The 12,546-nt window shown below is 73.3% G+C and carries 11 protein-coding genes; 9 read left to right on the forward strand and 2 right to left on the reverse strand.

What is annotated here, in order from left to right; translation table 11 throughout:
• The first annotated feature begins 51 nt into the window (after positions 1 to 51).
• The 3 genes from ACF07V_RS27355 (at position 52) to ACF07V_RS27365 (ending at position 2,477) form a co-directional block, all read left to right on the forward strand.
• On the forward strand, positions 52 to 891 hold the full coding sequence (locus ACF07V_RS27355; RefSeq protein WP_392158168.1) for a hypothetical protein: 840 nt from the start codon (positions 52 to 54) through the stop codon (positions 889 to 891).
• Between the two features lie 90 nt (positions 892 to 981).
• Positions 982 to 1,662, forward strand: coding sequence for an HNH endonuclease family protein (locus ACF07V_RS27360; protein ID WP_392158169.1), 681 nt, complete (start codon positions 982 to 984; stop codon positions 1,660 to 1,662).
• A gap of 68 nt (positions 1,663 to 1,730) precedes the next feature.
• Positions 1,731 to 2,477, forward strand: a complete 747-nt coding sequence (locus tag ACF07V_RS27365) for an N-acetyltransferase (RefSeq protein WP_392158036.1) — start codon at positions 1,731 to 1,733, stop codon at positions 2,475 to 2,477.
• Between the two features lie 62 nt (positions 2,478 to 2,539).
• Here ACF07V_RS27365 and ACF07V_RS27370 read toward each other — a convergent pair whose 3' ends face one another.
• A complete protein-coding gene (locus ACF07V_RS27370; protein ID WP_392158038.1) occupies positions 2,540 to 3,283 on the reverse strand; it encodes a hypothetical protein in 744 nt (247 codons plus the stop codon).
• A 92-nt stretch (positions 3,284 to 3,375) separates the two neighbouring features.
• Positions 3,376 to 4,182: a DUF4190 domain-containing protein gene (locus tag ACF07V_RS27375; RefSeq protein ID WP_392158040.1), complete on the reverse strand. Its 807-nt coding sequence runs from the start codon at positions 4,180 to 4,182 to the stop codon at positions 3,376 to 3,378.
• A 382-nt stretch (positions 4,183 to 4,564) separates the two neighbouring features.
• Between ACF07V_RS27375 and ACF07V_RS27380 the strand changes: the two genes are divergently transcribed.
• The 6 genes from ACF07V_RS27380 to ACF07V_RS27405 all read left to right on the forward strand — a co-directional run bounded on the left by ACF07V_RS27380 (position 4,565) and on the right by ACF07V_RS27405 (position 12,232).
• A complete protein-coding gene (locus ACF07V_RS27380) occupies positions 4,565 to 6,619 on the forward strand; it encodes an N-6 DNA methylase (protein WP_392158171.1) in 2,055 nt (684 codons plus the stop codon).
• A 123-nt stretch (positions 6,620 to 6,742) separates the two neighbouring features.
• Positions 6,743 to 7,318, forward strand: coding sequence for a hypothetical protein (locus tag ACF07V_RS27385; RefSeq protein ID WP_392158041.1), 576 nt, complete (start codon positions 6,743 to 6,745; stop codon positions 7,316 to 7,318).
• The gene (locus tag ACF07V_RS27390) at positions 7,315 to 8,925 is read left to right on the forward strand and encodes a protein kinase (RefSeq protein ID WP_392158042.1); all 1,611 of its coding nucleotides are present in this window, start codon (positions 7,315 to 7,317) and stop codon (positions 8,923 to 8,925) included. Before ACF07V_RS27385 ends, ACF07V_RS27390 begins: the two co-directional genes overlap by 4 nt.
• A gap of 122 nt (positions 8,926 to 9,047) precedes the next feature.
• Complete coding sequence (locus ACF07V_RS27395; protein ID WP_392158043.1) at positions 9,048 to 9,428, forward strand: hypothetical protein; 381 nt, start codon at positions 9,048 to 9,050, stop codon at positions 9,426 to 9,428.
• A 165-nt stretch (positions 9,429 to 9,593) separates the two neighbouring features.
• Positions 9,594 to 11,741 (forward strand): RNA polymerase recycling motor ATPase HelR, encoded by a 2,148-nt coding sequence (helR, locus tag ACF07V_RS27400; protein WP_392158044.1) that lies wholly within the window; start codon positions 9,594 to 9,596, stop codon positions 11,739 to 11,741.
• A gap of 56 nt (positions 11,742 to 11,797) precedes the next feature.
• The gene (locus ACF07V_RS27405; protein ID WP_392158045.1) at positions 11,798 to 12,232 is read left to right on the forward strand and encodes a VOC family protein; all 435 of its coding nucleotides are present in this window, start codon (positions 11,798 to 11,800) and stop codon (positions 12,230 to 12,232) included.
• Positions 12,233 to 12,546 lie beyond the last annotated feature (314 nt).

Consider the following 12,546-nt stretch of genomic DNA (forward strand, 5'->3'; position numbering starts at 1 on the left):
AGATGTGGCTGAAGCCGGGAGGACACCGTGGACACCGCTCGCGTACGTCAGATGTGGCACCTGCTCGAACCCCTGCACGCCGTGCTCTACTACGCCCCCGAGGCCTTCGAGGAGGCCGCCGCCCTCGGCTACGAGACCGCCGACCGCTGGCCCTCCTACTTCGCCTGGCGCGCCGCCGCCCTCGGCCCCGTCGGACCGGTCCGCGTCACCTCCGCCTTCTACGGCTTCAGCCCCGAGACGGTCGCCCGGCACGTCCCCGCCGCCTGGGCGGTCGCCACCCCCGCCGACGTGCTCGCCGCCCGGCTCCGCGCCGTCGACCGCACCTACCGGACCCTCCTCGGCGGGGAGACGCTCGACAGCCCCGCGCTGGCCGAGGCCGCCGGGCTCGCCCGCCGCGCCGCCGAGGCGGCCGGCCTCGAAGGCCGCCCGCTCGCCGCCGCCCACGCCGAGCTGCCCTGGCCCGAGGCCCCGCACCTCGTCCTCTGGCAGGCGGCGACGATCCTGCGCGAGCACCGCGGGGACGGCCACATCGCCGCCCTGGTCGCCGCCGGCCTCGACCCGGCCGAGTCGCTCGTCTCCTTCGCCGCCGTCGGAGCCGCCCCGGAACCCGTCTTCGCGAGCCGGGGGTGGAGCCCCGCCGCATGGGCCGCCGCCCGCGAGCGCCTCACCGCCCGGGGTCTCCTCGGCCCGGAGGGGACGGCCACCGAGACCGGCCGCGCCCTGCGCGAAGAGGTCGAGCGCCGCACGGACGAGCTGGCCGCCGGCCCCTGGGAGGCCCTCGGCCCGGAGGCCACCGCACGCCTTGCCGAGCTCCTGGGCGGCCCCTGGCTCACGATCGTCGGCTCCGGCCTGCTGCCCTCCGAGAACACCCTCGGCATCGGGAAGGTCTGACGCGACCTCACCTCCCGGGCCTTCGGGCCGTCCGATGCGGGACCGAAGATCCGAAGGGTCCGGCGCTCCTCGGCCTAGGATCCCAGGGTGCTGACACGTCGAACGATCCTGCCCGCGGCCCTCGCCGTCACCGCCGTACTCACGGCCGGCGCCTGTTCACCGGGCGGAGGGGGCGAGCCGTCCGGCGGCGCCGCCGGGAGGCCCGCCGCGCGCGGGACGGCGCTCGCCGCCGTGGACACCCTCACCGTCAAGGGCCGCGCCCCGAAGACCGGTTACGAGCGGGAGAAGTTCGGCCGCGCCTGGGTGGACGTCGACGGCAACGGCTGCGGCACCCGGGACGACATACTCAAGCGCGACCTGACGGGCGTCCGCTTCACGGACGGCCACTGCAAGGTCGCCTCCGGCACCCTCACCGACGACCCGTACACCGGCACCACCGTCCGCTACGTCCGCGGCCGCTCCAAGGTCGACATCGACCATGTCGTGGCGCTCTCCGACGCCTGGCAGAAGGGGGCGCAGAAGTGGGACGGCGAGACCCGGCGCCGCTTCGCCAACGACCCGCTCAACCTCCTCGCCGTCGACGCGGCGACCAACCGCCGCAAGTCCGACGGCGACGCCGCGACCTGGCTGCCCCCGAACCGCGCCTACCGCTGCACGTACGTGGCCCGGCAGGTCGCGGTGAAGAAGAAGTACGGGGTGTGGGTGACGGCGGGGGAGCGGGACGCGATGAAGCGGGTCCTCGGCGGCTGCCCGCAGGAGAGGCTGCCGTAGGAGAAACGGTTGTGCGCTCCGTGGAAAAAGCGGTTGGGCACTCCGTGAACGATCTTTAACCTGGCTGTATGGACCTGAACATATCGACCCTCGCCGAACGACCCGAGCTCGAAGGGGCGATGTGGTCCATGAAGGACCTCTGGCCCGAGTTCATGATGTACGACCCGGTCGGCTGGGCCAACATGGGACGGATCGTGCGGGAGTTCCCGGAGTTCGTGCTCGTCGCCACCGACTCCGCGGGCGCGGTCGTCGCCCGTGGTTTCAGCGTGCCCTTCCGGCTGGACACCGAGGGCCGTCGCGAGCTGCCCGCCCGCGGCTGGGACGAGGTCCTCAACTGGGCCTTCTCCGACCTGCGGCACGGCCGCGAGGCCGACACGGTGAGCGCGATCGAGATCACCGTCGACCTCGGCCACCTCGGCAAGGGCATCTCGCACACGATGCTCGCCGCCATGCGGGAGAACGTCGGCAAGCGCGGCTTCGCCGAGCTGGTCGCCCCGGTCCGCCCCAACGGCAAGCACCTGGAGCCCGGGGCCTCCATCCACGAGTACGCCTTCCGTACGCGTGAGGCCGACGGCCTGCCGCACGACCCGTGGCTCCGCGTCCATGTGCGCGCGGGCGGCGTGATCGAGGCGGTGGCCCCGGCGTCGATGACGGTCTCCGGCTCCGTCGAGCAGTGGCGGCAGTGGACCGGCCTCCCCTTCGACACGGACGGCCCGGTCGAGGTCGAGGGCGCGCTGGTGCCCGTCCACTGCGAGGCCGCGCGCGGCTACGCGGTGTACGTGGAGCCCAACGTGTGGGTCCGGCACCGGATCTGACACGCCGGACGTACGCGGGAGGGGGGCCGTCACCAGGTGACGGCCCCCCTCCCGCGTATCGGTCAGTCGGTCTCGACGACGTCCTTCGCCGCCGGGGCCTTCGCCTCGACCGGCTTGCCGTAGTGGGAGAAGGTGATCGTCCCGGGCTCCTCGCCGCCCTTCGTGACGATCTTCAGGACGTACGGGGTGCCCTGCGTGGCCACGTAGACCGTGTTGGTCTCGCCGTCGTCGCCCGGCTCCGTCAGGGCCAGCGCCTTCTGGCCGCCGACGGTGGTCTCCTCGCCCTTCACGATCCCGCTCGCGCCCTCCTCGAACCCGCCGAGGAGCTCCTTCAGGTCGCAGAGCTCCAGCATGCCCTTGTTGTCGGGGTCGGAGACGGGCCCCTTCATCCAGCGGCCCTTGAGCTCCTTGACCATGGCGTCCTGAGCCTCCGGACCCTCCTCCTTGACCTGCTGACGCAGGAAGGCCTCGTCGAAGCGCATGTAGACGCTCTTGGCGTCGGTCTTGAGCAGTTCGACCGTGCCGGTCGCGCCGATCGTCAGCGTGCCGGTGCACCGCCCCCGGGTGTCGAGGGACAGATAGGCCTTGAGCGGCTCGACGGGGCTCTGCTCGTCGACGTCCACGGTCACGGACTTCGCGGTCCTCGTCGCCGCGAAGGCCTTGTCGACGATCTGCGATCCGGTCAGCTCCCCGAAGGGCCCGGCCGGCTTCGCGTCGTCCGCGAGCGGGCCGCAGGCGGTGGCCCCGAGGGCGAAGGCGGCGCTCAGGGCGGCGACGAGGGCGGTTCGGCGGGGGGCGGCAGGCATGGTGGTGTCTCCGAGGGGGTCGTACGGGGGGTGGGGCCCCGAAGGGCCCCGGTCCTTGTGGTGCGTGGTGCGTGGTGCGTGTCCGGCCCGGGTCAGCCGACCTTCAGCTCCCACTGGGAGGCGTCGTACGTGAAGCCGGGGTTGACCTCGACGGTCAGGTTCTTGGCGTCCTTCGGGGCGTCGAAGGCGATGGTGACGGTGGCCTTCTTGCCCGGCATGATCGTGCCCTCGAAGCCCGCGCCGACCTTGTCGTCGAGAACCTGCTCGGCCGCGACGCCGTCCTTGCCGGCCGTGGCGCTGAAGGACACGAGGGTGGTGTCGAACTTCTCCTTGCCACCGTTCTCGATGAGGACGGTGACCTGGTACGCCTTGTTGCCCTTGGTGTGGCCGATCGCGTACTCGCCCGGGGAGAACGGCTTCGGGTTCGAGACCGTGACCTTCAGGTCGTCGTCGTAGACCGAGCTGTCGCCGTCCGCCAGGCCCTGGCCCTTGTTCTTGTCGGCCTTGCCGGCGTCGCCCGCCGGGGCCTTGCTCGCCGGGGCGGAGCTCGACGGGTCCTTCGGGGCGGTGTCCTTGATGGACTTGTCGAGCTCGTCGGCCACGTCGCTGACGGCCGTGACCACGATGACCAGGCCGACGACCGAGAGGATCAGGGACGCGAGGCCCAGGATCACGCCGGTGAGCGCCACTCCCTTGTTGTTCGCCTCGCCCCGCTTCACACGGCCCTTGCCGACGAGGCCCAGGATCAGCGCGATCAGGCCGAGGATGCCGGCCAGCCAGAAGAAGAGCGGGATGAATCCCGAGATCGTGCCGATGATGCCGAGGATCAGGGCCGCGGTGCCGAGGCCGTTGCGCATGACCTGCGGGGCGACGGGCGGGACCTGGGTGTCGTACGACATGGGTGTGTCCTCCCGGACGAAGAAGATGTCTCGTTCGATGGGTCAATCACAGCAGAGGCTGTGAACCGAGTCAACACGGTTCACGGAAAACGGGTCGACTCACACTGTGAAGTGGTGCGGCGCGTGTTCCTCGCTAGGATTGGTGTCACAGCCAGACGGCGAGTCAGGGGAGATGGGTCACGTGCCGGAGAACGCAGCAGAGGCGGGTGCGGAGCACACGGGTGGCACGGAACCCGGTGGCACGGAACCCGCTGCCGCGGAGACGCCCGCCGCCGAGGTGACCGCCTCCGAGACGCCCGCCGCCGAGGTGACCGCCGCCGAGACGCCCGCCGCGGAGGTGACCGCCGCCGAGACGCCCGCCGCGGACACGCCCGCCGCCGAGGTGACCGCCGCCGGGATCGCCCGGCTCGCCGGGGTCGGCCGGGCCGCCGTCAGCAACTGGCGCCGCCGCCACCCCGACTTCCCCAAGCCCGTCGGCGGCACGGAGACCAGCCCGTCCTTCGCCCTCGCGGACGTCGAGCGGTGGCTGCGCGCCCAGGGCAAGCTGGCCGAGGTCCCGCTCAAGGAGCGCGTCTGGCAGCAGGTCGCGGGCCACCCGGCCGGCGCCGTCACCGCCCTCGTCCACGCGGGCTGCGCCCTCCTCCTCGTACGGGACAGGTCCGCGGCCTGGCCCGCGCTCGCCGAGCTCTCCGACGAGCGGCTCGCGGAGGTGCTGCCGGTCGCCCTGGAGGAGACGCTCACCGAGCGCCTCGGCCCCGAGCGGGCCGTCCTCACCCCCACCAGCGCCGCGCTCGCCGCCTCCGTCCCGCTCCTGCGCGGGGCCGCCGAGCTCGCGGCCGGGAGCGGGGTCCGCGGGGCCTTCGAGTTCCTGCTCGGCCGTCACCTCGACGCCAACCCCCGGCAGTACACCCTCACCCCGCCCGGCCCCGCCGCCCTGATGGCGGCGCTCGCGGCGGCCCCGAAGGCGGGGCGCGGCGGTGCCCCGCTCACCGTGCTCGACCCCGCGTCCGGGACCGGCGGTCTGCTGAGCGCGGTCGAGCGTCCCGGCGCCGTCTGCGGCCAGGACGCCGACCACGACCTCGCCGCGCTCACCGCCCTGCGCCTGGCGCTCGCCACCGACGCCGACATCCGCGTCCGGACCGGCGACAGCCTGCGCGCGGACGCGTTCCCGACGCTCGCGGCGGACGCGGTCCTCTGTCATCCGCCGTTCAACGAGCGGAACTGGGGCCACGACGAGCTGGCATACGACCCGCGCTGGGAGTACGGCTTCCCGGCCCGCACGGAGTCCGAGCTCGCCTGGGTCCAGCACGCCCTGGCCCGCCTCCGCCCCGGCGGCACCGCCGTCCTCCTCATGCCGCCCGCCGCCGCCTCCCGCCGCTCCGGCCGCCGCATCCGCGCCGATCTGCTCCGCCGGGGCGCCCTGCGCGCGGTCGTCGCCCTCCCGGCCGGCGCCGCCCCGCCGTACGGCATCCCGCTCCACCTGTGGGTGCTGCGCCGGCCCGTCCAGGGCGATCGTCCCGCCGCCGAACTCCTCCTCGTCGACGCCGCGTCCGAGCAGGCGGGGCCGGGCCGGGAGGGCCGCGACCGGCTCGACTGGCCGGCCGTCCACTCCGCCGTACTGGACGCCTGGACGCCCTTCGACCGGGACGGGACCCTGCCGGGGACGCCGGGCGCGAGCCGTTCCGTGCCGGTCATCGAGCTCCTCGACGACGACGTCGACCTCGCCCCCGCCCGCCACCTGCCGCCGCCGGCCGCCGCCGAGGGCGTCGTGCAGCTGGCCGGGGTGCGCGAGCGGCTCACGGAGACGCTGCACCGGACCCGTGAACTGACCCCGCCGCCGGTGACCGACCCGGGCTCCGGCACCGGGTCCGGCCGGCCCACGACCACCGTCGGCGAACTCGCCCGCGCCGGAGCCCTGGCCCTGCGCGCCGGCGGCGTCGGCACGGCCCCCGCCGCCGCCCCGGTCGCGGTCCTCACCGACCACGACGTCCTCGCCGCCCAGCCGCCGTCCGGGACGCTGCCCGACGGCCCGCCCGAGGAGCCGGTGCTCCTCGCCGCCGGGGACGTCGTCGTCCCGGTCCTCGGCGGCGGCGCGGCCGTCCGGGTCGTCGACGCCGCCGCCGAGGGTGCCGCGCTCGGCCGCAACCTCCAGCTGCTGCGCCCCGATCCGGCGGCCCTCGACCCCTGGTTCCTGGCCGGTTTCCTCCGGGCCACCGCCAACACCCGGCAGGCCAGCAGCTACGCCTCCACCGCGACCCGGCTCGATGTGCGCCGGCTGCAGCTCCCGCGCCTGCCGCTGGCCGAACAGCGCAGGTTCGGGGAGCGGTTCCGGGCGCTCGCCGAGTTCGAGGAGTCGCTGCGGCTCGCGGCCCGCCTCGGCGACCAGCTGGTCCAGGGCCTTTACGACGGTCTGGCGGACGGCACGGTGGCCCCGTAGGCCCCGCTGGGGGAAGGGCGCTTCTGATCTGTTCGACAACGGTTCCGGGTATCCCGGAACCGTTGTCCGCGGGGGTGTATACGCTCGTCTCCGCACCCGATCCGTTCGAGCAGGAGCAGCTGGATGTACGGCCCCCCGCAGGCCCCGCAGGTTCCGCAGCCGCCGAAGAGCCCCGTCTCCGGTGGCCGGATCGCGTTGCTCGTCCTCTTCTCCGCCCTCGCGCTGCTGAGCTGCGGCCTGCTGGCGTGGGCGCCGATGCTGCACCTCGCGAGCGTCACCCGCAGGGCGCTGGACTGGACGCTGTTCGGCCTGACGTTCCTGGTGGCGGGCGGCCTCTTCACGTACGCGGGGGTCACCGGCGACCAGGAGCCCACCACCGCCGAGTCCTTCATCGGCGTCGGGGTCATGGTGCTCCTGGTGGCGGGCTCGATCACGTACTACCTGGTGACGGAGATCCGCCGGTTCGACCGGCCCGCCGCGCCTCCCGCGTTCCGCCCGCCGGGCTACGACCACGCCGCCGCCGTCACGGTCCCGAGCGCGATCGGGAACCCGAATCCGTACACCCGCCCGGTCGTCCCGCCGCCCGCCGCGCCCGCCCCCGCGCCCCGCATCGACCAGGTCCGCGCCGAGCTCGACGAGCTCAGCGACCTGCTCAGGAAGGACACCGGGAACGGCGGGGAAGGCGCGGGCGGCAGATGAACGGGCGGGTCATCGGCGGGCGTTACGAGCTCGCCACCGTCATCGGCCAGGGCGGGATGGGCCAGGTCTGGACGGCGTACGACGGACGGCTCGACCGCCGGGTCGCGGTGAAGCTGCTCCGGCCCGCCACCATGACCGGTCCCGCCACCGCCGCCGAGGAGCTCCGGCGCCGCTTCGTGCGGGAGTGCCGGGTGACCGCGCAGGTCGACCACCCGGGCCTGGTGACCGTGCACGACGCGGGCAGCGACGGCGACGACCTCTACCTCGTCATGCAGTACGTGGAGGGCGCGGACCTCGCCGACCACCTCGCCGAGCACGACCCGTACCCCTGGGAGTGGGCGGTCAGCGTCGCCGCGCAGCTCTGCGCGGTGCTCGCCGCCGTGCACGCGGTGCCGATCGTGCACCGCGACCTCAAGCCGCGGAACGTGATGATCCGCCCGGACGGGGCGCTGACCGTCCTCGACCTGGGCGTCGCCTCCGTCCTGGACACGGACACCACCCGGCTCACGCAGACCGGTTCGCCGATCGGCAGCCCGGCGTACATGGCGCCGGAGCAGGCCATGGGCGGTGCCGTGGGCCCGTCCACCGACCTGTACGCGCTGGGTGTCCTGCTCCACGAACTCCTCAGCGGGAACGTGCCGTTCGCGGGCTCCACCGCGCTCGGCGTGCTGCACCGCCATCTGCACGAGCCGCCCGCGCCGCTCCGGCAGCTGCGCCCCGAGGTCCCCGAGGCGCTCGAAGCGCTGGTCCTGCGGCTGCTCGCCAAGGACCCGCAGGCGCGGCCGTCCGGCGCGCACGAGGTGTACGAGCACCTGCTGCCGCTGCTTCCGGCGCGCGGGGCCCCGGCGGGGCCGATGGACCCGACCCGGCCGTTCCTGCGCCCGCACGCGCCCTGGCCGGACCGGGCGGCGGACCGGGTCGTGCCGCTGCCGCCGGTCCCCGTGCCGCCGGTCCCGGTGGCGCCGCCGTCCGTGCCGGCCGATCCCCGTACCGATCCGCGTACTGATCCCCGTTCGGATCCCCGGGTGTACGCGAGTGGTGCGCGGCCCGCGCGTCCCGACGTGGCCGCGGCCGTCGACGAGGTGAAGCGGCTGCTCGGGGAGGGCTCGCTCACCCAGGCCGTGGACATGCTGGGCGGGATCCTGCCGGCCGCGGCGGCCGAGCACGGCGAGGGGTCGCCGGTCGTCCGGATCCTGCGCAAGCAGTACGCGTCGACGCTGATGGACGACGGGCAGTACCGGCGCGCGCTGCCGGAGCTGCGCCGGCTGGCGGAGGACCGCGGGGCGGAGGCGGGTCCGGCGGACCCGCAGTTCCTGCAGTTCCGTTACGACGCGGCGCTGTGCCTGGAGCAGCTGGGGGAGACGGCGGCCGCGCTCGCGGAGTTCCGCGCGGTCCTGCCGTCCTACGAGCGGGATCTGGCGCGGGCCTTCGACATCCGGCAGCGGATCGGGCTGCTGCTTCTGGCGGCGGGCGAGTACGCGGCGGGTCAGGAGGAGCTGCAGCGGCTGCTGTTCGACGCGGAACGTGCGTACGGCCCGTATCACCCGCTTCCGGTGGAGTTGAGGCGGGCGCTCGACCATCAGCGGCAGCTGGGGCAGGGGCCCTGACGGGGTGACAGGGTCACGACTCGACAACTGATCACGTAGTGGATCTTCATGATCCTTTTTGACCGTTTTGGTGCATGTAGCCTTCGCGTCTGATCATGTCCGCGTCCCCCAAGGAATTCCACATGACGACGCCGTCCGCTCCGTTCACCCCCGAGCAGCCCGCCGCCCCCGCCAAGAAGGGTGGCGCCCTCCTGAAGAAGGTCGGCGGCATCGTCGTCGCGATCGTCGTCGCCGTCGCGGTGAAGCTCGGCCTCCCGCACCTCACGGGCGACGCCCCGGTGCACGCCGAGGCCGGCGAGTGCGTCACGGTCACCGGCCCCGACAACGACCCGAAGGTCGACACCGTCGACTGCTCCTCGGGCAAGGCGGACCTCTTCAAGGTCGTCAAGGTCATCGACAACACCTTCGACCTGAACAAGTGCGGCGAGGAGCTCTCCGCGCTCGCGCAGCAGCTGGGCTCGGACAAGTTCGTCCTCTGCCTGGACGAGGTCGCCGCGAAGTAGTCGCGCGCCTCACCCGTACAACGCGAAGGGCCGGAACCCGATGGGTTCCGGCCCTTTCCGCTATCTCAACGTATAGCGCACAGGGGGCCTTGCGGCAAGGCCCCCTCCGTGGCGCACAATCGCTCCTCGAAGCCAGAAGATGCGTGAAAACGGGGTATTTACTACATGACGTCCCTTACTGCCGGTGTGTTCGACCTCTCCGGCAACCTCTCCGCCAAGGCCGACCCGGCGCTCATCGCCGGCGACGAGCAGCACTTCGCCGCCATCGCCCGGTGCCTCGACGAGACGATCGCCGAGCTGTCCGAGCGGCTCGACGCCGAGCGGAAGGCGCCCGGCGGCGTCGGCCGGGAGGCGATGGACCGGGACGCGGAGATCCACCGGCTGAGCGGCCGCCTGCGGACACTGCGCCGCTTCGGCCTCGACCTGTGCCTGGGCCGCGTGGTCGGCACGGACGACCCCGAGCCCGTCTACATCGGCCGCCTCGGCCTCACCGACAGCACCGGCCGCCGGCTGCTCATCGACTGGCGCTCCCCGGCGGCGGAACCGTTCTTCGCGGCGACGCACGCCACCCCCATGGACCTGGCGAGCCGCCGCCGCTACCGCTGGACCGGCGGCCGGATCACCGACTACTGGGACGAGGTCTTCACCGCCGAGGGCCTCGAAGGGCACGCCGCGCTCGACGACCAGTCCGCGTTCATCGCCAGCCTCGGTGGCAACCGCTCGCCCCGGATGCGTGACGTGCTCGCGACGATCCAGTCCGACCAGGACGCCATCATCCGCGCGGGCTCGCGCGGCGCCCTCGTCGTCGACGGCGGCCCGGGCACGGGAAAGACCGTCGTCGCCCTGCACCGCACCGCGCACCTGCTCTACTCCGACCCGCGGCTCGGCCACCGCCGGGGCGGCGTGCTGTTCGTCGGCCCGCACCAGCCCTACCTGAACTACGTCGCCGACGTGCTGCCCAGCCTCGGCGAGGAGGGCGTACGGACCTGCACCGTGCGCGACCTGGTCGCCGAGGGGGCGAAGGCGCCGGCGGAGACCGACCCGGAGGTGGCCCGCCTGAAGTCCTCCGCGGACATGGTGCGGGCGATCGAGAAGGCCGTGGCGTTCTACGAGGAGCCGCCCACCGAGGGCATGACCGTCACCACCCACTGGTCGGACATCCCGCTGACCGCCGCCGACTGGGCGGAGGCCTTCGACGCGGCCGAGCCCGGGACCCCGCACAACGAGGCCCGCGAGCAGATCTGGGAGCACCTGGTCTCGATCCTCTTCGACAAGTACGACGGCGAGGAGATCCCCGAGGAGCAGTTCCGGAAGTCGCTGCGCCAGGACCGGGAGCTGACCGGGGCCCTCCACAGCGCGTGGCCGATGCTGGAGGCGGCCGACCTCGTCGGCGACCTGTGGACGGTCCCCGCGTACCTGCGGATGTGCGCGCCCTGGCTGACCCCCGACGAGGTGAAGCGGCTGCGGCGGGCGGACGCGCAGGCGTGGACCGTGTCGGACCTGCCGATCCTGGACGCGGCCCGGCAGCGGCTCGGCGACCCGGAGACGGCCCGCCTCAAGCTCCGGCGCAAGGCCACCGTCGCCGCCGAGCGCGAGCGGATGGCCGGGGTCATCGACAGCATCGTCGCGGCCGACGCGGACGGCGAGGGCGCGGTCACCATGCTCCGCGGCAAGGACCTCCAGGAGAGCCTGATCGACGAGAGCGCCCTGCCCACGGCCGAACTGGAACCGCTGGACGGTCCGTTCGCGCACATCGTGGTCGACGAGGCGCAGGAGCTGACCGACGCCGAGTGGCAGATGCTGCTGCAGCGCTGCCCGTCCCGCAGCTTCACGATCGTCGGTGACCGCGCCCAGGCCAGGAACGGCTTCACCGAGTCGTGGCGGGAGCGCCTGGAGCGGGTCGGCTTCGACCGCATCGGCATGACGTCCCTGAGCGTCAACTACCGCACGCCGGAAGAGGTCATGACGGAGGCCGAGCCGGTCATCCGCGCCGCCCTCCCGGACGCCAACGTGCCGACGTCCGTCCGCAGCAACGGCATCCCGGTCACCCACGCCCCGGTCGCCGAGCTGGAGGAGATCCTCGACGGCTGGCTCGACGAGCACGCGGAGGGCGTCGCCTGCGTCATCGGCGCGCCGGCGTTCGAGGAGCGCCCCCGCGTCCGCTCGCTCACCCCCTCGCTGTCGAAGGGCCTGGAGTTCGACCTGGTGATCCTGGTCGACCCGGACTCCTTCGGCGAGGGCGTCGAGGGCGCGGTCGACCGCTACGTGGCGATGACCCGCGCGACGCAGCGCCTGGTGGTCCTGACGTCCTGACAGGCCTCCCCGAAAAAGGAAATGAGCTGCTGAGGGCCCCCTGCTACGGTGGTCGGATGGCATCGATCAAGGAATTCCAGGTCACCATCGACTGCGCGGAGCCCGTGCGCCTCGCCGCCTTCTGGTGCGAGGTCCTGGGGTACGTCCTGCCGCCGGCCCCGGAGGGGTTCGACTCCTGGGAGGCGTACCGCCGTTCGGTGCCGATCGAGGAGCAGGACCGTTACTTCGCGTGCAGCGACCCCACGGGCAAGGGTCCGCGCCTGCTCTTCCAGCGCGTCCCCGAGGGCAAGGTCGTCAAGAACCGGGTGCACCTCGACGTGCGGGCCGGCACCGGACTCGTGGGCGACGAGCGCCTCGCGACGCTGGAGGCCGAGTGCGAGCGCCTGGTGAAGCTGGGCGCGACGCACCTGAACACGCTGTACGCCGACGAGGAGAACGAGTCCTGCATCAACATGCAGGACATCGAGGGCAACGAGTTCTGCCTCGACTGAGCGGATCCTCATCAGCGCCTGACGGTACGAAGCGGCCTCCACCCCTGCTGGGTGGAGGCCGCTTCGGCGTGCCGTGTCCGGGGTTTCCGCGACCCGGCCTGCGCCGACGTCCTTTAAAGCACCGGGGGAAAGAACCCACCACCCCCCACCTGCTCTGGGTGGTCACAGCTGAGGGCGCGCGGCCCGGACCTGCAGCCGGACCCGGCCCCGGACCTGCAGCCGGACCCGGAGCCGTCGCCGAAGCCGGTACGGGACGAGACCCCGGCCCTCCCCATCACCCCGGCCACCGAGCTGCTGCGTGACCTGCGCCGCCG

It is taken from the genome of Streptomyces sp. NPDC015661 (assembly GCF_043077765.1).
GTDB lineage: Bacteria > Actinomycetota > Actinomycetes > Streptomycetales > Streptomycetaceae > Streptomyces.